Here is a 23,250-nt window from a genome sequence, read left to right on the forward strand (position 1 = left end):
ACTACGTCGGATGCCACCAGCGGCCGCCGATGACGACGCCCTCGGACACGATCTTGCGATCGCCGATCAGATGCTCGCCGACCACGTCGACATAGTCGAACTGCCCCTGCTTCACCGAAATCAGCGTCGCATCTCCTGCGCAGCCCGGCTTCAGGCTGCCGAGCTCGGGCCGCCGCAGCGCCATCGCGGCGTTGACGGTCGAGGCCGCGATCACGTCCGGCAGCGACATGCCCATGCAGAGGAATTTCGACATCGTCGTCACCTGGTCGAACGCCGGCCCATCGATGCACAGCGCATGGACGTCGGACGAGATCGTGTCCGGATAGAAACCGTTCGCCAGCATCGCCCGCGCCGTCTTGAACGCGAACGAGCCCTTGCCGTGGCCGATGTCGAACAGAACGCCGCGCTCGCGCGCCTCCAGCACGACCTTTTTCACCGTGCCCTGTGCAGTCGCCGGCGTGTTGGGGAACGGCCGGAAGGCGTGGGTCAGCACGTCGCCCGGCCGCAGCCGCGCCAACACCTCCTCATAGCTCGGCGGCGGGTGATCGATATGCGCCATCAGGGGCATGCCGACCTCTTCGGCCACCTCGAGCGCGATCTCCAGCGGCACGATCCCCGAGGTGCCCGAGGCATGCAGGCCGACCCGCACCTTGATGCCGACGATGAGATCGCGGTTCTCGTCCGCGACGCGGGCGGCGTCGATCGGATTCATCAGCCGCATCTCCTCGCTTTCCCCGACCATGACGCGATCAGAGAAGCCGAAGATGCCGGCATGCGAGACGTGCAGATAGGCGAGGATGCGCACCTGGCTCGGCTCGATCACATGCTTGCGGAAGCCCGCGAAATTGCCCGGCCCGGCGCTGCCGGTATCGACCGAGGTGGTGACGCCGGAGGTGCGGCAAAACTCCTCGGCATCGATGCCGAGCGATGTGCCACCCCAGTAAACGTGGGTGTGGAGGTCGATGATGCCAGGTGAAACGATCAGGCCGGAGACGTCGCGCACCTCGGTTCCGGGATCGGGCCTGAGGCCGTTGCCGACCGCCGCCACCTTGCCGGCGGCAAACGCGACATCCGTCACGGCGTCGAGCTTCTGGGAGGGGTCGACCACCCGGCCGCCGCGCAGGATCAAATCGAAAGGCATTCTCTGGGTCTCCGAACGTCATTGACGGGGCCATCATCGCCCGTTCACGACCATTGTGTCTGCCAGATCAAGCCGACACAAGCGAGAGTGCGGCAGCGTCGGTATGCGCCGAATGTGTCAGCTGCCGAGCGGCGGAATGTTCTCGCGGAAGATGATCTCGCTGCGCGATGCCTCGATTCCTTGCATCGCGTCCCGCCCCGCCCGCAGATTGTTGAAGATGCCGATGCAGCTCATGACCGTCGCCAGCTGATTCTGGGTGATCACGGCGTCCATGGTGCCATCGATCAGGAGGCCGCGCGTGTCCGACGTCAGGCCGTGGCCGACGAACACGACGTCACGGGCGCGATTCATCTCCTTGAGCGCTCGCCCGACGCCGTCGGCCGCGCCGCCGATGTTGTAGATTCCGGCGAGATCCGGATGCTGGCCGAGCAGCATGCGGGTCTGCCGGTAGTTGCGGTCGGCATCGTCATGGCCTTCGCGCAGACCGACCACCTTGATCGCCGGAAACAGTTCCTCGAACAGATGCAGAAAGCCCATCTCGCGCTCCTCATGCGCGCGATAGCTCAGGCTGCCCGCGATCATCGCGACTTTCGCCGGTCGCGGCCCGATGAAGCGGGCGATCATGAAGCCGGCGGTGCGCCCGGCGGCGCGATTGTCGAGCCCGACATAGGCGGCGCGGCGGGCGTTGAGGATGTCCGAGATCAGCGTGACGGTCGGCACGCCGCGCGCGGCGAGCATGTCGACGGCTTCCCGCACCGCCGGATGCTCCAGCGCCATGAAGGCGATTCCATCCACCTTGTCGCGATGATGCCAGAGCCGCTGCGCCAGCAATTCCGGATTGAAGCTCTTGATGTGGTCGACCTGGCAGCGGACGTTGAACGGCGCGAGCCGCACATCCGAATGCGCGATCAGCTGGCCGAGCGTCGAGAGAAAGCGGTTGGTGCCGGCCGGCAGCACGAACAACAGCCGCATCGGTTTCGGCGTCATCGCCGCCTGCAGCTCCTCGGCCGGCATGTAATTCAGCTCGGATGCCGCCGCGAATACGCGCTGCTTGGTGATGGCGCGCACGCCGGGCCGGCGATTGAGCACGCGGTCCACCGTCGCCGTCGAGACGCCCGCGCGTCGCGCGACGTCGACGATGCGGCTCAGGCCGGGCGTTGTCAGCTTATCCATCGCGCCCTCAAAACCATCAAAAACCATCATTCTTAGGGTTTGACACTGCAGCAATATCAGATGTTTTTAGCACGGAAAGACATCAAGCCAATCAAATAACATCAGAATACCGCGGAGGAAACCCATGAGCCTGTCTCGTCGCCGCGCCCTGCAGGCGCTCTCGATCATTCCGGCCGCCGGCCTCATTGGCGCGCTGCCGCGTCCCGCACGCGCCGCCGAGTTCTCGCTGAAATACGGCAACAACCTGCCGATGACGCATCCGCTCAACATCCGCGCGCAGGAAGCCGCCGAGCGCATCGCCAGGGAGAGCAAGGGCCGCGCGGAACTGGCGATCTTCCCGAACAACCAGCTCGGCGGCGACACCGACATGCTGGCGCAGGTGCGTAGCGGCGCCATCAATTTCTTCACGCCGTCGGCGCTCGTCGTCGCGACGCTGGTGCCGGTCGCCGCGATCAACGCGGTCGGTTTTGCGTTTGCCGATTACGACCAGGTCTGGAAGGCGATGGACGGCAGCCTCGGCGCGCATGTCCGCGCCGCGATGGCCAAGGTCGGGCTCTACGCCTTCGAGAAGATGTGGGACAACGGTTTTCGCCAGATCACCAGCGGCGCCAAGCCGATCGAGAGCGCCAAGGACATGGACGGGCTGAAGATCCGCGTGCCCGTCAGCCCGCTCAGCATCTCCATGTTCAAGGCGCTGTCGGCCTCGCCGACCAGCCTGCAATTCAGCGAAGTCTACTCCTCGCTGCAGACCCGCATCGTCGACGCACAGGAAAATCCGCTGCCGATCATCCAGGTGGCAAAGCTCTACGAGGTGCAGAAATACTGCGCCATCAGCAACCACATCTGGGACGGTTTCTGGTTCGTCGCCAACGGCCGCGCGTTCGACGCACTGCCCGCCGACATCAAGGCCATCGTGTCAAATGCGATCAATGATGCCGGCCTGAAGCAGCGCGAGGACATCAAGGCCTTCAACGCGACGGTGCAGGCCGATTTGCAGGCAAAGGGCCTGGCGTTCTCGAAGCCCACGCCCGATTCGTTCCGCGCCAAGCTGCGCGACGCCGGCTTCTACGGCGAGTGGAAGGGCCGCTTCGGCGAGGAAGCCTGGGGCTTGCTCGAAAGCGCCGTCGGCAAGCTGGCCTGAGGGCACGATGACGGTCGCTGAACATCAGCTCGCGGGCGTGGAGAGCGTTCGCGTCTCCGCCGGCTCGGCGCCGCGGAGCATCCTGAACGCCTGCGCAGCGTTCGACCGTTGGCTCGGCGCGACCGTCGAAACGGTCGCCGCCGGTCTGGTGCTGGTCGAGATCGGCATCCTGCTCGCCGGTGTCGTCAGCCGTTACGTGTTGCATCGCCCGCTGGTGTGGTCGGACGAGCTGGCGTCGATCCTGTTCCTCTGGCTATCGATGCTTGGCGCGGTGATCGCACTGCGCCGCGGCGAGCACATGCGGATGACCGGGTTGATCAGCCATGCCGGCCCGGCCGCGCGCGCCTTCCTCGAGACGATGGCGACCATGGCTCCGCTGGCGCTGCTGTTGCTGATCCTGCATCCGGCCTTCGACTATGCCAGCGAGGAAGCCGTCATCGTGACGCCGGCGCTCGAGATCAGCAACGCCTGGCGCGCCGCGGCGATCCCGGTCGGATTGACGTTGATGGTGATCACATCGGTCATCCGTCTGCTGCAGCGCCATCGCCCCACACTGCTTCTCGCCGCCCTGCTCACGACAGCCGCGCTGATCGCCGCCTTCTGGCTCGCCGGACCGATCCTGCAGCCGCTCGGACGCTATAACCTCATCATCTTTTTCGTCGGCGTCGTCGCAGCCAACGTGTTCGCCGGCGTGCCGATCGCCTTCTCCTTTGCACTCGCGACCTTCGGCTATCTCGCGCTGACCACGACCACGCCGATGATGGTGATGGTCGGCCGCCTCGACGAAGGCATGTCGCATCTGATCCTGCTCGCGGTGCCGCTGTTCATCTTCCTCGGTGCGCTGATCGAGATGACCGGCATGGCGCGCGCCATGATCCAGTTCCTCGCGAGCCTGCTCGGCCATGTCAGAGGCGGACTGTCCTACGTCCTGATCGGCGCGATGTATCTGGTCTCGGGCATCTCGGGCTCGAAAATCGCCGACATGGCCGCGATCGCGCCGGTGCTGTTTCCGGAAATGCAGCGGCGCGGCGCCAAGCCCGGCGATCTCGTCGCGCTGCTGTCGGCGACCGGCGCGCAGACCGAAACCATTCCGCCGAGCATCGTGCTGATCACCATCGGCTCGGTGACGGGCATCTCGATCGCCGCGCTGTTCACGGGCGGCCTGCTGCCGGCGCTGGTGCTCGGCGCGGCACTCTGCGCCGTCGTGTGGTGGCGCTACCGGCGCGAGGATCTCAGCCATGTGCAGCGCTACAGCAAGCGTGAGATCGCGAAACTTACCCTGATTGCGCTGCCCGGCATCCTCTTGCCCTTCCTGATCCGCACCGCGATCGTCGAGGGCGTCGCCACCGCGACCGAGGTCTCGACCATCGGCATCGTCTATGCGGTGCTGGCAGGCCTCTTGATCTATCGCCAGTTTCCGTGGCGGCGGCTGAAGCCGATGCTGGTCGAGACGGCGTCGCTGACCGGCGCAATCATCTTCATCATCGGCTGCGCCACCGCGATGGCCTGGGGCCTGACCCAATCCGGCTTCTCGCAACAGCTGGCCTCCGCGATGGCGAAGATGCCGGGCGGCGCTTACGGCTTCCTCGCGATTTCGATCCCGGCCTTCGTGATCCTCGGCAGCGTGCTCGAGGGCATTCCGGCGATCGTGCTGTTCGGCCCGCTGCTGTTTCCGATCGCGCGGCAGGCCGGCGTGCATGAGGTGCACTACGCGATGGTCGTGATCCTCGCCATGGGCATCGGCCTGTTCGCGCCGCCATTCGGCGTCGGCTATTACGGCGCCTGCGCCATCAGCAAGATCTCGCCCGACGAAGGCTTGAAGCACATGTGGGGCTACGTCGCCGCCCTGTTCCTCGGCCTTGCCGTCGTCGCCGCCGTGCCGTGGCTGTCGACCGGCTTCCTCAAATTCTAGAACAAACGGAGTTGACCGTATGAGCCGCTTCTTCGGCGAGATCAGGCAGGCCGGCTATGTCGTCAAAGACATCGAGCAGGCCATGGACTATTGGAGCCGCGAGCTCGGCGTTGGACCGTGGTTCTACAATCCGCGCGTGCCGATCGTGAACTACCGCTATCGTGGCGGGGCCTACGAGCCGCACAATTCGGTGGCGCTGGCGAATTCCGGCTCGCTGCAGATGGAGCTGATCCAGATCCGCAACGAGGTGCCGTCGATGTATGCCGATTTCCTCAAGGCCGGACATACCGGACTGCAGCATGTCGCCTACTGGACCGAGGATTACGATTCCGATCTGACCCGGCTGGAAGCCCAAGGGTTCAAAGCCGTGATGAGCGGCGAAGTCGGCACACGCGGCCGCTTCGTCTATTTCGACACCGAGTATCATCCGGGAACCGTGATCGAATTGTCGGAGGTTGCCGGCCCCAAGGGCAGGATGTTTGACCTGATCCGCGAAGCAGCCAAGAATTGGGACGGCAAGGATCCCGTGCGTCCGTTCCCGGACCTTGCGAAACTCTGACCTCCCGGCGGCACCGGTCACGTGATGACAAGTCCTGTTCGCATCGAAGCTGATTACCTGATCGAAACCTCCGTCGATCCGCGCCTTGCCGCGGAAACGATGGCGGGCGAGCAGTCGAGCGGGACCTTCGTCGCCGTGCCCGGCGAGACGCCGGAGCTGAAACAGCGCGCCGCCGCGCGCGTCGAGGCGATCGAGCTGCTCGATGCGGTGGCGACGCCGTCCTTGCCGGTGGCCCGGCCGATCGATGCCGGCGGCTCCTGGCGCCGCGCGCGGGTCACGCTGTCATGGCCATCAGACAATATCGGCGCGTCGCTGCCGAACCTGATGGCCACGATCGCCGGCAATCTCTGGGAATTGCGCCAGCTCACCGGGCTTCGGCTGCTCGACCTGCGGCTGCCCCGCACCTTCGCGGATGCGTATCCCGGCCCGAAATTCGGTGTCGCCGGGACGCGCAAGCTTGCTTGCGTGAACGGCCGGCCGCTGATCGGCACCATCATCAAGCCGAGCATCGGCATGAGCCCGGACGAGACGGCAAGCCTCGTCGCCACGCTGTGCGAAGCCGGCATCGACTTCATCAAGGATGACGAGCTGCAATCGGACGGTGCCTACTGCCCGTTCGATGCGCGGGTGCGCGCCATAATGCGCGTCGTCAACGACAACGCCGAGCGAACCGGCAAGAAGGTGATGATCGCCTTCAACCTGACCGGCGAGATCGACCAGATGCGCCGCCGCCACGACCTCGTGTTGAGCGAAGGCGGCAGCTGCGTGATGGCAAGCATCAATTCGGTCGGGCTGGTTGGCATGATCGAGCTCGGCCGTCATACGCAACTGCCTGTTCACGCGCATCGCAATGGCTGGGGTGCGCTGAATCGTCATCCCGCGCTCGGTTGGGAATTCACGGCCTGGCAGAAGATCTGGCGGCTCGCCGGTGCCGACCACATGCACGTCAACGGCATCGGCAACAAGTTCAGCGAGACCGATGACAGCGTGGTGAGATCGGCACGGGCCGCGCTGACGCCGCTATACGATGACAAACCGTGCATCGCGATGCCGGTGTTCTCGTCCGGACAGACCGCCGCGCAGGCCGCCCCCACCTATCGGGCCTTGCGTTCACCCGACCTGATTTTTGCAGCTGGCGGCGGCATCCTCGCGCATCCCGATGGACCCGCGGCCGGCGTCACCGAGCTGCGCTCGGCATGGGACGCCGCGATGAAGGCATCGGCATGAGCCGTCCCCTGCGTCTTCCCGACGGTCCGTTGATCGCCTTCTATGGCGACGACTACACCGGCTCGTCCGCGGCGATGGAGGCCCTCACCTTCGCCGGCCTGCCGACGATCCTGTTCCTCGAACTGCCGACGGCGGAGCGCCTCGCCGCATCGCTGCACTTCCGCGGCATCGGCATTGCCGGCGTTGCGCGGTCGAAGGACCCGGCATGGATGGACCAAAACCTCCCGCCGGTGTTCGAGACGATCGGCAACGTCGGCGCGCCGATCTCGCACTACAAGGTCTGCTCGACGTTCGATTCCTCGCCGCAGATCGGTTCGATCGGTCGCGCGATCGACCTTGCGGTGCCGCGTCTCGGCGGCACATGGCATCCGCTGCTGGTGGGATCGCCGGCGATGGGCCGCTACCAGGCGTTCGGACATTTGTTCGCGACCGTCAACGGCGTCGGCCACCGCCTCGACCGCCATCCGACCATGTCGCGTCATCCCGTCACGCCGATGGATGAGGCCGATCTCGGCCGCCACCTCGCGCGCCAGACCGCGCGGCGGATCGGGCTGGTGGATTTCGTCACGATGGCCAGCGGACGCGCCGACCGCTTCCTCGCAAAGGCGATCGGCAATGGCGACGAGATCATCTCGCTCGACGTGCTCGATCAGGCATCGCTGGTCGCAGCCGGCCGCCTGATCTGGGAACACCGCGGCGCCCGGCTGTTCGCCGTCGGATCGCAAGGCGTGGAGCAGGCGCTGGTCGCTTACTGGCAATCGGAAGGCCTGATCCCGAACACGAAGGCGAGCCAGACGCTCACGCCCGCGAAACGGATCGCCTGCGTCTCCGGCTCCTGCTCGCCTGTCACGGCCGAGCAGATCGCGCACGCCGCGCGGCACGGCTTTGAGATCGTGCGGCTCGACGCAGCGCGCGCGGTCGATCAAGCCGAATGGGCCAAGGAAATTGGCCGCGCTGCCGAGCACGGGCTTGCCGCGATCTCCACCGGACGCGATCCGCTGTTGATCACCGCCAGCGGTCCCGACGATCCCGCAATCGCCGCGCTCAACGCGGCCATCGAGGCGAGCGGCTCGACGATGGCCGCGGTGAACGACCAGATCGGCACCGGGCTCGGCCAGGCGCTCGATCGCATCCTGCAGGCGGCACGGCTTGAACGCACTGTCGTTGCCGGCGGCGACACCTCCGGCCGCGCCCTGCCGGCGATGGAGATCTACGCCCTGACGGCGATCGCGCCCCTGGCCTCGGGCGCACCGCTGTGCCGTGCATCCTCGGACCGCGCGCATGCACAGATCGAGATCACGCTGAAGGGCGGCCAGGTCGGCGGTGCCGACTTCTTCTGCCTCGCCCGCGACGGCAAGGCATTCTGAACTAGCGCGGCTTCAGCAGTTCGCGCGCGACGATCAGCTTCTGCACCTCGGTCGCGCCCTCATAGATGCGCAGTGCGCGGATTTCGCGGTACAGGCTCTCGACCACCTCACCGGAGCGGACGCCGCGGCCGCCGAACATCTGCACGGCGCGATCGATGACGCGCTGCGCGGTCTCGGTCGCCGACAGCTTTGCCATCGCGGCTTCCCGCGTGGTCGGCAGTTTTTGGACGTCACGGCGCCAGGCCGCGCGGTAGGTCAAAAGCGCAGCCGCGTCGGTCTCGGTCGCCATGTCGCCGAGCGCGGCCTGCGTCAGCTGCAGATCGCCAAGCGTCGCGCCGAACATGCGCCGGCTGCGCGCATGCGCCAGTGCCTCGTGGATGGCGCGGCGGGCAAAGCCGAGCGAGGCAGCCGCCACCGAAGCGCGGAAGATATCGAGCGTCTGCATCGCCAGCTTGAAGCCGCCGCCGGCCGCACCGAGCCGACGGCTTGCCGGGATCCGGCAGTTGTCGAAACGCAGCGTCGCCAGCGGATGCGGCGCGATCACGTCGATCCGTTCGGCAATGCCAAAGCCGGGATCATCGGGAAACACGACGAAGGCCGAGATGCCGCGCGCGCCCGGCGCCTCGCCGGTGCGCGCAAACAGCGTGTAGACATCGGCAATGCCGCCATTGGAGATCCAGGTCTTCTCGCCGTTGATGACATAGGCATCGCCATCCTCGCGCGCCGAACACGCCATCGCGGCAACGTCGGAGCCTGCGTCCTTCTCCGACAGCGCGAAGGCCGAAAGCCATTCGCCGGATCGCACCTTCGGCAGCACCGCCTGGCGCAGCTCCTTTGAGCCGCCCAGCGCGATCGCGCCGGAGCCGAGGCCTTGCATCGCAAAGGCGAAATCGGCAAGGCCGTCGGCATAAGCGAGCGACTCCCGCGACAGGCAGATCGAGCGGGAATCGATCATGGCGGCATCGCCATCGGGCGCGGCGACCGCGCAGTCGAGCAGGCCCGCCTGCCCCATCGCGCGCACCAGCTTGCGGCAGGCGGTGTCGACGTCTTGATGATCGATCGCATCGAGCGCGCCCGATCCGACGAAGCGATCGAGCGCGTCGCCGATCGCGCGGTGGCGCGGCTCGAAGAACGGCCAGTCGATCCAGTCGCGGGTGATGACTTTCGCAGCGCTGCTCATGGGCTCGCCTCCTCGGCTGATGGCACGGTGGCCGCGGGAGGCGGCCGCCGTCGACCCTAAATTATTTTATACTTAAACTATTTGGTCGACGAGCGCCCGTCAAGACGGTCGCGCGCAGGCGTCGTGCGTGACCGAGGCGCGCTTGAATTTACTTTTGGCCTCAACTATCTTGCATTGATGATCGCAGGCCGGGAGATTTGATTTGGCACTCGTGAAGGAGCCCTCGCCGGTTACGGCCAAGGACGGGCCGGACCAGGATGGCGAATACCGGGCACAAACGAGGCTGTGGCTCCGCCTGCTGGCCTGCACCACCCTGATCGAGGGCGAGCTGCGGCGCCGGTTCCGCGAGGAATTCGATTTCACGATGCCGCGCTTCGACGTGCTGGCCCAGCTCGACCGCGAGCCGAGCGGGCTCGTGCTCGGCGAACTGCCGAAGCGGCTGATGGTCTCCGCCGGTAACCTCACCCCGATCGTCGATCGTCTGGTCGAGGACGGCTACATCACCCGTACGCCCTCCACGCTCGATCGCCGCGTCCAGATCGTCTGCATGACCGTCGAGGGCCGCAAGGCGTTCCGCCGCATGGCCAAGAGCCATGGCTCGTGGCTTGCATCGCTGCTGGCTGATGTGCCGCAGGAGCGGGTCAACGGATTGATCGAAGAGCTCGACGAGCTCAAAGGCGCCGTCCGCGACGCCCTGCAAAAGAGCTAGAGCATGATCCGGAAAAGTGTGAAGCGGTTTTCCGAAAAGATCATGCTCAAACAAAGACCTAAAGCGCGATGACGATTCAACCCAATCTCATCGCGCTTTAGCGCTTCACACGATAGCCGGCTTTGTCACGATCCCACGTGTCGCCAGTCACGCCCGCGTCACGAAGTGACCCCTTCTTGATCTTGCCATTCTCCGTCAGCGGCATCTGGCTTAGGAAGCGCACGTAACGGGGAATCGCGAAATAGGCCATCTTGCCCTCGCAATGCCTGACGATGTCGATCGCCTCCAGCGCCTGCCCGGCTTCCAGCTTGATTGCGGCAGCGACCTCGTCCTCGCCAAGCTCCGACGGCAGCGGATAGATCGCGCAGGCCTCGACGGCGGGATGCGCCATCAGCACCTGCTCGACCTCCCAGGACGAGACGTTCTCGCCACGGCGGCGGATCGAGTCCTTCATGCGGTCGATGAAGCGATAGTGCCCGTCCGCGTCCCGCACCACGCGGTCGCCGGAGTGGAACCAGAGATTCTTCCAGGCCTCGACCGTCTTCTCCGCCATGCCGAAATAGCCCGTGGCGAAGGCGAACGGCTCCCTCGGGCGCAGCACCAGCTCACCCGCCTGCCCGTCCGGCAGCACCGAGTCGTCGGCATCGACGATCCGCGCCTCCACGCCGTCGGCGAGATAGCCCATCGTGCCCGGGCGATCGGCCGGGATCGTGCCCGCGAAAACGAAGTTGGTTTCGGTCGATCCATAGCCGTCGACCAGCGGCACGCCGAAACGCTCCAGGAACGGTGCGTGGATTTGCGCCGGCACGCCGCCGCCGAGCGCGACGCGGACGCGATGCGCGGAATCGTCAATGCCCTTCGGCTGCGCCAGCAGCATCGTCGCCATCGCCCCGAGCAGATAGGCGACCGTTGCCTCATGGCGCTTCGCGGCGGACCAGAAGCCCGAGGCGGAGAATTTCGACTCCAGCACGTAGGTGCAGCCGTTCAGGATCGCCTGATAGAACGCGTTCAGCGCGTTGGTGTGAAACAGCGGCAGCGTCGTGAACAGCACATCGCCCTCGCGGATGCCGAGCGCGCGCGCCGAGTAGACGCCCCACCAGTACAGCTGCGCCTGTGGGCAGCAGACGCCCTTGGCCGGGCCCGTGGTGCCCGACGTGTAGAGAATGGCGACGGTGTCGCCGGGGCGCGTTGCGCCGGCTTCCAGCTTGGCGCCGAGAGAGGGCAACGGCATCAACCGCCGCTTCGCATCAGCAACCTCGGCGATGTCGCCGATGATCCATGTCAGCGCCGGCAGCGCGACGTCGCTCTCCACAGTATCGAACGCGCCGAGCATCGGCGCCTCGACGACGAGCAGCGAGGGCTGCGAGTTGCGCAGGATGTGCGAGAGCTGAAAGCCGCGCAACGCGGTGTTAACAGGGACGACAATGGCGCCGAGCCAGGCGCAGCCGAGATAGACCTGCAGGAATTCCGGACGGTTCGAGCACATCAGCGCGACGCGGTCGCCCGGCCGGATGCCGGCGTCGTGCAGCGTCCGCGCTGACGCTGCCGCGATGTCGGCGGTCTCCGCGTAAGTCCAGCGCGTCTCGCCGGAGACCAACAGCACGCGATCACCATAGCGCGCGGCCTGCCGTGTCAGGATCGTGGACAAGATCCGATCCGACGGTGGAAACGCTTCGATCGCGCGCGCCCAGGCGGGTGCGGCTCCGACGGCTTCGCTGGCGTTGTGCGGCACACTCTCCTCCGTCAGGCCGGGCGCGGGCAACAGGGCGGCGCGCCAATTACTTTAAATATAAAATAATTGACGATCCCCCGGTTGGTCAAGGCAGCAGCTTGTATTTGCCGTCCTCGATCTGGACCATGATGCGCGAGCGTGCGTCGACGCCGTGCCGATCCGCCGGCGTGTAGGAATAGACGCCCTGGGTGCCGACCACGTCCTTGGTCGTGAACAGCGCCTGGCGCAACGCGAGGCGAAACTCCGGCGTGCCCGGCTTGGCGCCGGTCGCAAGCGCGCGCTTGGCGGCATCGGCCAGCACCAGCCAGCCGTCGAACGAATAGGACGAGAACGAGTCGGTCGGCGGCTCGCCGCTCGCCTTCTCGAACGCCGCGCGGAACGCCAGCGCCACCTTCTGAATCGGATTGCTGTCAGGCAGTTGCTCCGCCGCCGTCACCGGCCCGGTCGGGCAGATGATGCCGTTCGCCGCCTTGCCGGCGAGGCGCAGGAAGTCGGCGCTGATCATGCCGTGGTTGCCGTAGAGCGGCCCCTTGTAGCCGCGCTCGGACAGCGCGATGACGGGCAGCGCGCCGGGCGTGCCGGTGCCGCCCAGCATGATCGCATCGGGCTTCGAGGCGACGACGCGCAGCACCTGCGCGGTCACCGAGGAATCCGATCGCGCGTAGCGCTCATTGGCGACCACTTTGATGTCGGTGCCCTTGGCCGCCTCCACCAGCGAATTGTACATGAGATCGCCGAACGCGTCGGAGAAGCCGAGGAAGGCGACGGTCTTCAGGCCCTTCGCCTTCATGTGGTCGACGATGCCCTGCACCAGGAGCGGCGTCGGCTGCGGCGTTTGCACCACCCACGGCCCGCCCTCGCCTGCCGGCACCGGCGCGATCGGCGACACCGCGATCATCGGCACCTTCATTTCGATCGCGGCGGTTGCCATCGCCAGCGTCTGCGGCGCGCCGGAGGTGCCCATCAGGATGTCGACCTTGTCCTGTTCGACGAGCTTGCGCGCATTCCGCGTCGACGCGGTCGCGTCGGACGCATCGTCAAGCTGGATGACCCTGAACTTCTCGCCGCCGATCTCGCCGATATAGGCCTGCCCGGCCGCAATGCCCTTGCCGTTGGGAATCCCGATCGACGACACCGGTCCGCTGAGCGCGGTGACGAAGCCAACGAGGATTTCCGCATGCGCGAGCGAGGGAATGGCGACGAGCAGGACAGTTGAGGTCAGCAGGCGCTTGATCAGGGTCATGTCACTTTTCTTCTTGAGGAGTTTGGTTGTCAGGCGTCGTGTCAGCTCACGACGCCACCAGCGCGATGACCCGGAGCGGACTGCCCGAGCCGTTCTGGATCTTCAGCGGCGCCGCGACGATCACCGCACCGGTCGGTGGCAGCTGATCGAGATTGCACAGGCACTGCAGACCATAACGCCCGCCGCCATGCAGGAAGTGGTGCGCCGGATACGGCGGATCGAGATGACCGGCCTGACCGGCATCGGTGCCAATGGTCTCGGTGCCGAAGCCGATGATGCCGCGCTCCTCCACCAGCCACTTCATCACCGCCGGATTCGGCCCCGGCGTATGCGCGCCGTCGTCGCGCAGATTGGCGTAGTCGCGCCAGCCCTTCTTGGACCAGTCGGTGCGCAGCAACACCCAGTGACGCGCGGGAATCTTGCCGTGCTTGGCTTCCCACGCCTCGACATCCGCGATCGACAGCAGGAAGTCTGGGTCCTTCGCAGCCTGTGCCGAGCAGTCGATCACGCAGGCCGGCGCCATCATGTCCCGCGTCGGCATGGTGTCGACGGCGTTGTTGGCGAGATCCTTGCCGGTGAACCAGTGGATTGGCGCATCGAAATGCGTCCCCGTATGCTCGCCGAAGGTGACGTTGTTCCAGTACCAGGCCGGCCCACGGCCGTCATAGCGCGAGATCTCCTGGATGCGCACCGGCGCGGCCTGGCCGAACTCCGGCGGCAGCACGATGACCGGGAAATCCGGACTGAGCGTGAAGGTCAGGTCGACGACGCGCACCGCGCCGGATGAAATCGCACTCGCCAGCTCCAGGAGATTCTTGCTTTGCATGTTGTCGTCCTCCGGCTTGGTTGCAGTTTGATTTTATCGGTCGAGCTCGCGCTCGAGCGCTTTGGGATTGGCCGCCAAGCGCTGCCTGATCTCTTCGGCGACGTCGCCGACGTAGACGTCTTCAAGCCCGTTCTTCAGCGCCGAGACGATCGCGGACGCCACCGCGCGCGGTGCGACCTTCGGCGGCGGCACGGTCTGGAACCACTCATTGTCGACCGGCCCCGTGAAGAGATTGACCACCTTGACGCCGCCCGGCCGCAGTTCGGCGCGCAGGCAATGCGACAGCGACAGGCACGCGGCCTGCGACGCGGAATACGCGCCGAACGCCGGCCAGTTCGCCAGCGCATAGACCGAGAGCACATTGACCCAGGCCGCCGCGTTGTTGACGCCGTCGGCACCGCGCATCCGCATCGCCGGCCCAAAGCCCTGCGCGAGATTGACGAAGCCGAGATAGGCCTGGTCGATCTCGTCGCGCATCACGCTGGTACCCCTGCGATCGAGCAGACCGCCGGCGCGGACATATTCCGTGGTGTTGACGAGGATATCGACCTTGCCGCCGATGTCGGCCGCGAGATCGTTCACCGACTTCTCGTCAGCAGCATCGAGCGCCACGATCTCGATACCCTCGTGCCCGCGCAGCGCGCTCTCGCCGGGGAACGGACGCCACGGCTCGGCGATACCGACGAACACGGTCTTGGCGCCGGCCGCCTTCAGCGCCATCGCGGCTTCCTGTCCGACCACGCTGCGGCCATTGGTGACGAGCACGCGGCGGAATTTCGGATCGGCGGTCAGTTCGCGCCACTGCCGGTCGTCTGCCATGTTGGGCGTCTCCCCTTCGGGTCGGGCAAAGGCCACGGCCTGACCGCTCTTGTCGAGCTGGAACGACATCAGGACGGCTGCGGTCTCCACGCAGTCGGCATGCAGATGCGCGATGATGATGGGGCCACAGTCCATCTTGATGAGGCCGGCGCGCCAGGGCGCGCGCTCGCGGAAATAGACGTCGCTCGGCACCCGCGCCGTCGTCTCCGACAGCAGCGTCCCGCGCCGCGGCGCGTCGACGAAGGCAAGCCCCGACGACAGGCATGATGGGCATGCCTCGCGCGCTGGATAACAGAACGTGCCGCAGGCCTCGCAACACTGCAGCATGAAGCGGCCTTCGGCGGCGGCGCGCGTGAAGCCGTGCGATTTGCGGCTGCGCGGCCGCGGCGGCGCGGTCGGCAGCCGCGTCCGCAGCAGCGGGTTCTTACGCCCCGGCGGTTTGATCGGCTCGATCATCGCGAAGGCCCTGCAAAGATCGCAGCCCCGGAGGCGAGGCCGCGGTCATAATTGATCATGCCGAAGCCGGAGGCGAGCGCGAGTTTCGCATCCTTGACCTGCGTCGGCCCGGCGGTTCCCAGCACCTGCCGTAGTCCCTCGACGAGTCCGAGATAGGCGCCGGCAGCACCGGCCTGACCGACCGACAGTTGCCCGCCCGAAACGTTATGCGGGAAATCGCCGCCGATGGTGAGATCATGCTGCCGCACGAAGTCGGCGCCCTCGCCCTTCCTGCAGAAACCGAGATCCTCGAACTGCATCATCACAATGACGGGATAGTCGTCATAGGTCTGCACCACGTCGAGATCGTCCGGCTTCACGCCGGCCATTGCATAGAGCTCGTCGATATCCATCGCCCAGCCGCCGCGGACCTGCATCGGGTCTTCGGCGAAAGCATTGTAGCGCTCGATGGTCGACAGCAGCTTGGCCGCCGGCAGCCCGAGCGACTTCGCGGTGTCGTCGCGCATCACCAGGAACGCCTCGGCGCCGGCACAGGGCATCACGCAATCGAAGAGATGGATGGGATCGGAGATCGGCCGCGCCGCAAGGTATTGCTCCATGGTCAGCGGCGACTTCATCAGCGCATGCGGATTGCGCAGCGCATTGGCGCGCTGGGAGACCGCGATCTTGCCGAGATCCTCGCGCGTGACGCCGTAGGTCCGCATGTAATTGCGCGCGATCAGCGCGAAACTCGAATTGGCCCCGCCGGCGCCGTAGGGATAGACGGCGTCCTGGTTGAAGCGGGAGAAATTCTCCAGCGTCAGCCGGAAGGAATCGACGTGGTTGGCATCGCCGGCGACGCAGGCGACGATGTCGGCGTCATGCGCCTGCACCGCGCGTGCGGCACGGCGGAGCGCTGCGATCGCGCTGGCGCCGCCGAGCGGAATCGTATCCAGCCAGCGCACACAGAGCCCGAAATGCTGGGTCAGGCCGACGCCAGAGTCCGGTCCCATCGTAAAACTCGAGACACAAAGCCCGTCGATGTCGGAGACCTTGATTCCGGCCTGCGTCACCAGTTCACGGATCGCCTGGCCGATCCACCATTGCGCGCTCTCGACGGAGTAGCGCACATAGGGAATCGTGACCGGCGCGGCCATCACGATTCCGTCGTAGGGTGCGCGCAGGGTCTTTGTCACCATGCCGCCTCAGACCACGGTCAGCTTGACGTCGATGTTGCCGCGCGTCGCGTTCGAATAAGGGCAGCGCTCATGCGCGCCGGCGACGATCTCTTCGGCGACCGACTTCTCGACGCCGGGCAAAGTCACCTGCAGCTCGACCGCGAGCGCATATCCGACCGGCACGGGACCCATCGCGACCTTCGCGGTCACCGACGGCTCGGCCGTCGGCACGATCTTGCGCGTGCGGGCAACGAGCTTCACGGCGCCGAGGAAGCACGACGCGTAGCCGGCGGCAAACAGCTGCTCCGGATTGGTGCCCTCGCCGCCGGGACCGCCCAGCGACTTCGGAACCGACAGCGACACGTTCAGCAGCCCATCGACGCTCGCGGCCTTGCCGTCACGGCCGCCATTCGCCGTCACCTCAGTCTCGTAAAGGATCTTCTCGGGCTTCATCATGCCGTTCTCTCCCAAATTCTCAGCGTTTGTTGCGCGCCAGCAGGGCGCGGAAATCGTTGCGCGCCATGTCGCTGGCGCGCTTGAAGCTCGGGCCGCGGCTCGGCTCGGTGCCGTTGATGGCGCGCAGCTGCACCCACATCTCGGCGCTCTTCAGCGCCACCGCCGCGCAATTCACCACCGGCGCATGGCCGACCTTCAGGCCGCGCTCGCGCCCGAGCAGCAGGCCCGGCAGCACGCCGGCCGGGATCACGACGTCGGCGCCCTTCTCCACCAGCGGCTGCGCGCAACTGACAAAATCCTTCACCATGCGCGCATGCGCATCCTGATTGCCGGCAAACGCGTCGGCAAAGTCCTCCGGCTTGCAGCCGAGGCCGGTGATGTGAACAACGCGATCGCCGAGGCCGTAACGGTCGGCCTGCTCGTAGTGCCAGACCTCGAAGCAGGGATCGAGCGTAACCAGGCCCAGGCGCCGGCCGAGCTGCGAAGCCGCCAGCATCGTGGATTCGCCCGCGCCGATCACGGGAATGTCGAGCGCCGAGCGCAGCTCATAGAGTCCGGGATCCTGGAAGTGTCCCATGACGAAGGCGTCGAAGCCGTTTTCCTCGGCGGCGATGCCATTGTCGATCGCCTGCACCGCGCAACGGAATTCGGCGAGCCGCCCGAACTCGCGATCCGGCGGCGAGATGCCTTCGACGTGCACGGTCGTGCCCGGCGCTGCGATGCCGTTGAGATACTCGGCAAGCCGCGCCATGTACGGCGCGTTCACGCTCGCGTCGACAAAGCTTTGCCAGAAGATGCGCATCGTCCCGCTCCTGCAACAATCATGGGAGATCGCCGGTGGACGAATATATTTCAACCATAAACTAATTCACGCGTCAAATGCGCACACGCTGTGCCGCTTTCGGCGGACCGCGGCCAACCGCCAGCCCGGCCTTTTCCGTCCATCCAATGAGTCGATTTCGGGCAGAAGGCCGCCCCGATCTATGGAAATGAATATTTTTCGGATGGCCCCGTCACACGGTTGACGCACGCCCCGGAAATACTTTAGGCTTTAAATAATTCCGCAGAGGCATCAGCCCGCGGGTTTGTGACGACGACGTTGCAAGGCACTTGGGATGGTTACGATCGTGTGGACAGTCATCGTGCCGGACGCGCCCCTTGCCGCGCATCGCATCGCTGTCGTGCCTGTTTTTCCAGACATTGCCGCCGCGCGCGGCACCGGTCGGCGGCGCCATGGCTGCTGACCCCCTACGAAGCGGATTCCCCTTTGTAGCACCGCGCTTTGCGCGGGGTCGCACGCTCCCTGATTTTCGCAACTGCAACATACGCCACGCGTCCGGCAAAAGCCGGCGCGCCGATTTCCATCACATTCCATCCATCGAGAGGAGAACGCCATGCGCAAGACTCTGACCATGCTCACCCTCGCCGCCGGTGTCGCCGGCAGTTTCCTGGCGGCGCCAGCCGCCCGCGCCGAGATCGTGATTGGTTTCGTCACGTCCCTGAGCGGCAACGGCTCCTCGATCGGCATCCCCTACGGCCGCGGCATCAACGCCGCCTATGAATACAAGAAGACCGTCGGCGGCGAGACCATCCGCCTGATCCAGCTCGACGACGGCTCCGATCCCTCGGCCGCAACCCGCAACGCGCGCAAGCTGGTGGAAGAAGAAAAGGTCGACCTGCTGATCGGCACCGCGACCGCGCCCTCGACGATTGCGATGGCGGCGGTGGCGAGCGAGTTGAAGGTGCCGATGATCGCGATCTCGCCGATCGGCAAGCTGCCGGAATCGCCGGAGCAGTGGGTGATCTCTGTGCCGCAACCGGCCTCGCTGCTGGTCAAGATCGTCGCCGACCGCATGAAGCGCGACGGCATGAAGAACATCGGCTATATCGGCTTCTCCGACGCCTGGGGCGATCTCGTCTATAACGGCGCCAAGGCCGCCGAGCCGATCGACGACATCAAGATCCAGACCAATGAGCGCTATGCCCGCACCGACACCTCGGTCACCGCGCAGATCCTGAAGGTGATGTCGCCGCGGCCCGATGCCGTGCTGATCGGCGGCTCAGGCACGCAAGGCGCGCTGCCGCTCTTGACGCTCGCCGAGCGCGGCTTCAAGGGCAACACCTACGGCACCGTCGCCCTCGTCAATCCCGACTTCGTGACAGTCGGCGGCAAGGCGGCCGAGGGCATCCAGGTCTCCGCCGGACCGGTGATCGTCGCCGAGCAGCTTCCCGACGAGCATTTCGCCAAGAAGATCGCGCTGGATTTCCGCACCGTCTACCAGAAGACCCACAACATCCCGACCACCGACGGCTTCTCGGCCTACTCCTTCGACGCCTGGCTGATCTTCGCCAACGCTGCCGAACGCGCGCTCAAGACCGCGAAGCCCGGAACCGCGGAATTCCACACGGCACTGCGCGACGCGATCCTCAGCACCAAGGAACTGGCCGGCGTGCACGCGGTCTACAACTTCAAGCCCGGCGCGGTGACCGGCGTCGATGAGCGCGCGCTCGTCGTCGTGCGGCTCACCGGCGGCGCGTGGAAGTACGCGCCGTAGTCGACGGCAGGGCACGAGCGAGGACGGGGACGAGACGACGACATGACGAGCGATATCGCAGCCATTCTTGCGATCGACGGGATCGCCACCGGAGCGGTGTATGCCCTGGTGGCGATCGGGACGGTGCTGATCTTCACGGTGACGCGGGTGATCTTCATCCCGTTCGGCGACATCGCGGCCTTCACCGCGCTGACGCTGGCGGCGCTGGATGCCAAGCGCTTTCCGGGAACCGGCGGTCTCGTCGTCGGTCTCGCCTGCCTCGCCACGGTGATCGAACTGATCTCGCTGGCGCGCGCGCGTGAGCTTCGCCTCGCACCCCGCGCACTGCTGTTCTATCTCGTGCTGCCGCTCGCCGTGGTCGGCATCGCCTGGCTGGTCACCAAGACCGATCCGCCGCTCGCTGTCAGGCTCGTGCTGGCGCTGATGCTGATCACGCCGATCTCGCCGCTGCTCGACCGCATCGTATTCCGCCCGATCGCCGACGGCACGGTGCTGCTGCTCCTCACCGTCTCGGTCGCCCTCCACTTCGCACTGGTCGGCCTTGGCTTGCTGTTCTTCGGCCCCGAGGGCGTGCGCACGGAACCGCTGACCTCGCTGTCTACCGAGATCGCCGGCGTGCTGATTTCCGGCCAGACCATGCTGATCGTGATCGCGGCACTGGTGTTCAGCGGGCTCCTGTACCTGTTCTTCGACTTCACGCTGGTCGGCAAATCCCTGCGCGCCACCGCCGTGAACCGCACCGGCTCGCGCCTGATGGGCATCCGCCCGGCGCGGGCGGGCACGGTCGCCTATCTGCTGGGCTCGCTGATGGCCGGGGTCTCCGGCATCCTGATCGCGCCGGTGAATACGGTCTTCTACGACTCCGGCTTCCTGCTCGGGCTGAAGGCCTTCGTCGGCGCCATCGTCGGCGGCATGACCAGCTATCCCGGCGCCGCGATCGGCGCGGTCGGCGTCGGCATCCTCGAAAGCTTCGCCTCGTTCCAGAGCAGCGCGCTGAAGGACGTCATCGTGTTCTCGCTCTTGATCCCGATCCTGATCTGGCGATCCCTCGCCTCGCTGCACTCCGAAGAGGAGATCGAGGAATGAGCCGCTCCCACCTCCGCCTCGCCGCTGTTGTCGCCGTGCTGTGCCTCGGCGTCGCGCCCTTCGTGCTGAGCCCGTTCAGCATCACGCTGATGAACTATATCGGCATCTACTCACTCGTCGCGATTGGCCTGGCGCTGCTCACCGGCGTCGGCGGCATCGTGTCCTTTGGCCAGGCGGCCTTCGTCGGCGTCGCCGCCTACGCCACCGCCTGGGTCTCGACCCTGAACGGCTATTCGCCCTGGCTCGGCCTCTTGTTCGGCGTCGCGCTGACCTGCACGGTCGCCGCGATCCTCGGCCTCGCGACGTTGCGGCTGCAGGGCCACTTCCTCTCGCTCTCGACGGTCGCCTGGGGTCTCGCCATCGGCTTCCTGTTCGGCAACATCGAAGGGCTCGGCCGCTTCAACGGCATCTCATCGATCCCGCCGATCAGCCTCGGCTCCTATGCGCTGGTCACCAGCGCACAGATCTATTTCCTGATATGGGGCATCGTCGCCGCCGTGCTGCTGCTCGGCTACAACCTTTTGGACTCGCGCATCGGCCGCGCCATGCGCGCGCTGCGCGGTGGCAACATCCTGGTCGAGAGCCTCGGCATCAACGCTTTCCAGATCAAGCTCGTCACCTTCGTGATCGCGGCGTTCCTGGCCTCGCTGTCCGGCTGGCTCTACGCGCATATGAGCCGCTTCGTCAGCCCCGGCCCGTTCGACGCCGGCATGGGCATCGAATATCTGATGATGACCATGGTCGGCGGCGCCGGCAGCCTGCTCGGCGGCGTGGTCGGTGCAGCCGTCGTGACGCTGCTCAAGAACAGCGTGCAGGATTACCTGCCGCTGATCGCCAAGGGCGCCTCCGGCCAGCTCGAGATCGTCGCCTTCTCCGCGCTGTTCATCCTGTTCCTGCAATGGGCGCGGCAGGGCATCGTGCCGTTCGCGGCGCGCTTCCTGCCGAAGCTGCAGCATGAATGGCCGAAGCAAGCGCCGCCGCTGCCGCGCCGGCCGCAGCCGACGCCCGGCGAATTGCTGCTCAAGGTCGATTGCGTCGAGCGCCGGTTCGGCGGCCTCATCGCCGTCAACAATGTCAGCTTCGACGTTCGCTCCGGAGAGATCCTCGGCGTGATCGGCCCGAACGGCGCCGGCAAGAGCACGATGTTCAACTGCCTGACCGGCGCGCTGCGCGTCAACAAGGGCGAGATCGTGTTCTCCGGCCGCCCGATCACCCGCGACGCGCAATCGCGCATCGCGAAGGCCGGCATCGCCCGCACCTTCCAGCATGTGAAGCTGCGTCCGCGGATGACCTTGCTCGAAAACGTCATGCTCGGCACTTATGCACGCACCCGCTCCGGCCTGTTCGCCGGCGCCTTCCGCCTCAACGGGCAGGAAGAGGCCAGCGCCCGGCACGAGGCGCTCAAGCAGCTCGAACGGGTCGGGCTCGGCGAGAAACCGTTCGAGCACGCCGGCAACCTGCCACTCGGCAATCAACGCATCCTCGAGATCGCCCGCGCGCTCGCCGCCGATCCTGCCTTGCTGGTGCTGGACGAGCCGGCCGCCGGCTTGCGCCGCCAGGAGAAGCTGCGGCTGGCCGAATTGCTGCGGTCGCTGCGCTCCGACCATCTCACCATCCTGATCGTCGAGCACGACATGGAGTTCGTGATGTCGCTGGTCGACCGCATCGTGGTGCTCGACTTCGGCTCAAAGCTCTGCGAGGGCGCGCCGGCGGCGATCCGCAGCGACGAACGCGTGCAAGAGGCCTATCTCGGAGGCGTCGCGTGAGCGCCATGTTTTCCATGACCGACGTGACGATCTGCTACGGCAATGTCGAGGCGGTCCGCAACGTCACCCTCTCCGTCGAGGAAGGGCAGATCGTCACCGTGATCGGCCCGAACGGCGCCGGCAAGACCACGCTGCTGATGGCCGCGATCGGCCTGTTGTCGGCACGCGGCCAGATGGTGTTCCAGGGCAACGACATCGGACGCATCGACGTCGAAGGCCGCGTCGATCGCCGGCTCTGCCTGGTGCCGGAAAAGCGCGAGCTGTTCTCGGACATGACGGTCGCCGACAACCTCCTGCTCGGCTCCTACAGCCTGCGCGACCGCTCCGGCGTGCAGAAGACGCTGGACGAGGTCTATGACCGCTTCCCCCGCCTGAAGGAACGGCAAAAGCAGGCCGCCGGCACGCTGTCCGGCGGTGAGCGCCAGATGCTCGCGCTCGGCCGTGCGCTGATGGCGAAGCCGAAGCTGCTGATGCTGGATGAGCCGAGCCTTGGGCTCGCGCCGCTGATCGTGCGCGAGATCTTCCGCACCATCGCGTCATTGCGCGAGCTCGGCGTTTCGATCCTGCTGGTCGAGCAGAATGCGCGTGCCGCGCTGGAGACTGCGGATTACGGCTATGTGCTGGAAACCGGCGAGATCGTGCAGTCAGGCCCCGCGAAGGATCTGATCCACGATCCCAAGCTGATCACGGCGTATCTCGGCGGGCATTGATATAGCTTAGCCACGGCCCGCTCTTCCCTTCTCCC

20 protein-coding genes are annotated in these 23,250 nt (G+C 66.1%); 10 read left to right on the top strand and 10 right to left on the bottom strand.

Going from position 1 to position 23,250, the window contains the following annotated elements; all coding sequences use genetic code 11:
- Position 1: 1 nt before the first annotated feature.
- Both JQ604_RS02515 and JQ604_RS02520 read right to left on the bottom strand, forming a co-directional pair.
- Positions 2-1,141: an amidohydrolase/deacetylase family metallohydrolase gene (locus JQ604_RS02515; protein WP_212352606.1), complete on the bottom strand. Its 1,140-nt coding sequence runs from the start codon at positions 1,139-1,141 to the stop codon at positions 2-4.
- A 117-nt stretch (positions 1,142-1,258) separates the two neighbouring features.
- Positions 1,259-2,314 carry a LacI family DNA-binding transcriptional regulator gene (locus tag JQ604_RS02520; protein WP_212352608.1) on the bottom strand — a complete coding sequence of 352 codons (1,056 nt, stop codon included), beginning with the start codon at positions 2,312-2,314 and terminating at the stop codon, positions 1,259-1,261.
- A gap of 124 nt (positions 2,315-2,438) precedes the next feature.
- On the opposite strand from JQ604_RS02520, the gene JQ604_RS02525 reads away from it, so the two are divergent.
- The 5 genes from JQ604_RS02525 to JQ604_RS02545 are packed head-to-tail and all read left to right on the top strand — an operon-like array spanning position 2,439 to position 8,520.
- A complete protein-coding gene (locus JQ604_RS02525) occupies positions 2,439-3,455 on the top strand; it encodes a TRAP transporter substrate-binding protein (protein ID WP_212352610.1) in 1,017 nt (338 codons plus the stop codon).
- Between the two features lie 7 nt (positions 3,456-3,462).
- Positions 3,463-5,367, top strand: coding sequence for a TRAP transporter large permease (locus JQ604_RS02530; RefSeq protein ID WP_212352612.1), 1,905 nt, complete (start codon positions 3,463-3,465; stop codon positions 5,365-5,367).
- Positions 5,368-5,386: 19 nt separating this feature from the next.
- Positions 5,387-5,926: a VOC family protein gene (locus JQ604_RS02535; protein ID WP_212352614.1), complete on the top strand. Its 540-nt coding sequence runs from the start codon at positions 5,387-5,389 to the stop codon at positions 5,924-5,926.
- Positions 5,927-5,950: 24 nt separating this feature from the next.
- A complete protein-coding gene (locus JQ604_RS02540; protein WP_212352616.1) occupies positions 5,951-7,153 on the top strand; it encodes a ribulose-bisphosphate carboxylase large subunit family protein in 1,203 nt (400 codons plus the stop codon).
- Positions 7,150-8,520, top strand: a complete 1,371-nt coding sequence (locus tag JQ604_RS02545) for a four-carbon acid sugar kinase family protein (RefSeq protein ID WP_212352618.1) — start codon at positions 7,150-7,152, stop codon at positions 8,518-8,520. The genes JQ604_RS02540 and JQ604_RS02545 overlap by 4 nt, the downstream gene beginning before the upstream one ends.
- Position 8,521: 1 nt before the next feature.
- Here JQ604_RS02545 and JQ604_RS02550 read toward each other — a convergent pair whose 3' ends face one another.
- Positions 8,522-9,700: an acyl-CoA dehydrogenase family protein gene (locus JQ604_RS02550; protein WP_212352619.1), complete on the bottom strand. Its 1,179-nt coding sequence runs from the start codon at positions 9,698-9,700 to the stop codon at positions 8,522-8,524.
- A gap of 211 nt (positions 9,701-9,911) precedes the next feature.
- Between JQ604_RS02550 and JQ604_RS02555 the strand changes: the two genes are divergently transcribed.
- Complete coding sequence (locus JQ604_RS02555) at positions 9,912-10,409, top strand: MarR family winged helix-turn-helix transcriptional regulator (RefSeq protein WP_433996218.1); 498 nt, start codon at positions 9,912-9,914, stop codon at positions 10,407-10,409.
- Between the two features lie 97 nt (positions 10,410-10,506).
- Here the strand turns inward: JQ604_RS02555 and JQ604_RS02560 are convergent, their stop codons facing one another.
- The 7 genes from JQ604_RS02560 to JQ604_RS02590 form a co-directional block, all read right to left on the bottom strand.
- Positions 10,507-12,141, bottom strand: a complete 1,635-nt coding sequence (locus JQ604_RS02560; RefSeq protein ID WP_433996217.1) for an ATP-dependent acyl-CoA ligase — start codon at positions 12,139-12,141, stop codon at positions 10,507-10,509.
- A gap of 85 nt (positions 12,142-12,226) precedes the next feature.
- On the bottom strand, positions 12,227-13,384 hold the full coding sequence (locus JQ604_RS02565) for an ABC transporter substrate-binding protein (protein ID WP_212352623.1): 1,158 nt from the start codon (positions 13,382-13,384) through the stop codon (positions 12,227-12,229).
- A 46-nt stretch (positions 13,385-13,430) separates the two neighbouring features.
- Entirely contained in the window at positions 13,431-14,210 is a 780-nt protein-coding gene (locus JQ604_RS02570) for a cyclase family protein (protein ID WP_212352625.1), read from the bottom strand.
- Between the two features lie 33 nt (positions 14,211-14,243).
- Positions 14,244-15,485, bottom strand: a complete 1,242-nt coding sequence (locus JQ604_RS02575) for an SDR family NAD(P)-dependent oxidoreductase (protein ID WP_212352627.1) — start codon at positions 15,483-15,485, stop codon at positions 14,244-14,246.
- Positions 15,482-16,660, bottom strand: a complete 1,179-nt coding sequence (locus JQ604_RS02580; protein WP_433996219.1) for a thiolase family protein — start codon at positions 16,658-16,660, stop codon at positions 15,482-15,484. The genes JQ604_RS02575 and JQ604_RS02580 overlap by 4 nt, the downstream gene beginning before the upstream one ends.
- A gap of 9 nt (positions 16,661-16,669) precedes the next feature.
- Positions 16,670-17,098, bottom strand: a complete 429-nt coding sequence (locus JQ604_RS02585) for an organic hydroperoxide resistance protein (protein ID WP_349631038.1) — start codon at positions 17,096-17,098, stop codon at positions 16,670-16,672.
- Positions 17,099-17,117: 19 nt separating this feature from the next.
- Entirely contained in the window at positions 17,118-17,900 is a 783-nt protein-coding gene (locus JQ604_RS02590) for an aspartate/glutamate racemase family protein (RefSeq protein ID WP_212352631.1), read from the bottom strand.
- Between the two features lie 592 nt (positions 17,901-18,492).
- Between JQ604_RS02590 and JQ604_RS02595 the strand changes: the two genes are divergently transcribed.
- From JQ604_RS02595 to JQ604_RS02610, 4 genes are read left to right on the top strand one after another with little or no spacing between them, the layout of a single operon-like run.
- Entirely contained in the window at positions 18,493-19,653 is a 1,161-nt protein-coding gene (locus JQ604_RS02595; RefSeq protein WP_212352633.1) for an ABC transporter substrate-binding protein, read from the top strand.
- 42 nt (positions 19,654-19,695) lie between these two features.
- Positions 19,696-20,739 (top strand): branched-chain amino acid ABC transporter permease, encoded by a 1,044-nt coding sequence (locus JQ604_RS02600; RefSeq protein WP_212352635.1) that lies wholly within the window; start codon positions 19,696-19,698, stop codon positions 20,737-20,739.
- Entirely contained in the window at positions 20,736-22,505 is a 1,770-nt protein-coding gene (locus JQ604_RS02605; RefSeq protein WP_212352637.1) for a branched-chain amino acid ABC transporter ATP-binding protein/permease, read from the top strand. The genes JQ604_RS02600 and JQ604_RS02605 overlap by 4 nt, the downstream gene beginning before the upstream one ends.
- Positions 22,502-23,215, top strand: coding sequence for an ABC transporter ATP-binding protein (locus tag JQ604_RS02610; protein WP_212352639.1), 714 nt, complete (start codon positions 22,502-22,504; stop codon positions 23,213-23,215). Before JQ604_RS02605 ends, JQ604_RS02610 begins: the two co-directional genes overlap by 4 nt.
- Positions 23,216-23,250 lie beyond the last annotated feature (35 nt).

The sequence above is a fragment of the Bradyrhizobium jicamae genome, from assembly GCF_018130695.1.
GTDB classification, from domain to species: Bacteria; Pseudomonadota; Alphaproteobacteria; order Rhizobiales; family Xanthobacteraceae; genus Bradyrhizobium; species Bradyrhizobium jicamae_B.

Excerpts from the sequence above, each read along its gene's own strand:
- JQ604_RS02515 (WP_212352606.1), bottom strand. The coding sequence starts at position 1,141 with ATGCCTTTCGATTTGATCCTGCGCGGCGGCCGGGTGGTCGACCCCTCC.
- JQ604_RS02520 (WP_212352608.1), bottom strand. The coding sequence starts at position 2,314 with ATGGATAAGCTGACAACGCCCGGCCTGAGCCGCATCGTCGACGTCGCG.
- JQ604_RS02525 (WP_212352610.1), top strand. The coding sequence starts at position 2,439 with ATGAGCCTGTCTCGTCGCCGCGCCCTGCAGGCGCTCTCGATCATTCCG.
- JQ604_RS02530 (WP_212352612.1), top strand. The coding sequence starts at position 3,463 with ATGACGGTCGCTGAACATCAGCTCGCGGGCGTGGAGAGCGTTCGCGTC.
- JQ604_RS02535 (WP_212352614.1), top strand. The coding sequence starts at position 5,387 with ATGAGCCGCTTCTTCGGCGAGATCAGGCAGGCCGGCTATGTCGTCAAA.
- JQ604_RS02540 (WP_212352616.1), top strand. The coding sequence starts at position 5,951 with ATGACAAGTCCTGTTCGCATCGAAGCTGATTACCTGATCGAAACCTCC.
- JQ604_RS02545 (WP_212352618.1), top strand. The coding sequence starts at position 7,150 with ATGAGCCGTCCCCTGCGTCTTCCCGACGGTCCGTTGATCGCCTTCTAT.
- JQ604_RS02550 (WP_212352619.1), bottom strand. The coding sequence starts at position 9,700 with ATGAGCAGCGCTGCGAAAGTCATCACCCGCGACTGGATCGACTGGCCG.
- JQ604_RS02565 (WP_212352623.1), bottom strand. The coding sequence starts at position 13,384 with ATGACCCTGATCAAGCGCCTGCTGACCTCAACTGTCCTGCTCGTCGCC.
- JQ604_RS02570 (WP_212352625.1), bottom strand. The coding sequence starts at position 14,210 with ATGCAAAGCAAGAATCTCCTGGAGCTGGCGAGTGCGATTTCATCCGGC.
- JQ604_RS02575 (WP_212352627.1), bottom strand. The coding sequence starts at position 15,485 with ATGATCGAGCCGATCAAACCGCCGGGGCGTAAGAACCCGCTGCTGCGG.
- JQ604_RS02585 (WP_349631038.1), bottom strand. The coding sequence starts at position 17,098 with ATGATGAAGCCCGAGAAGATCCTTTACGAGACTGAGGTGACGGCGAAT.
- JQ604_RS02590 (WP_212352631.1), bottom strand. The coding sequence starts at position 17,900 with ATGCGCATCTTCTGGCAAAGCTTTGTCGACGCGAGCGTGAACGCGCCG.
- JQ604_RS02595 (WP_212352633.1), top strand. The coding sequence starts at position 18,493 with ATGCGCAAGACTCTGACCATGCTCACCCTCGCCGCCGGTGTCGCCGGC.
- JQ604_RS02600 (WP_212352635.1), top strand. The coding sequence starts at position 19,696 with ATGACGAGCGATATCGCAGCCATTCTTGCGATCGACGGGATCGCCACC.
- JQ604_RS02605 (WP_212352637.1), top strand. The coding sequence starts at position 20,736 with ATGAGCCGCTCCCACCTCCGCCTCGCCGCTGTTGTCGCCGTGCTGTGC.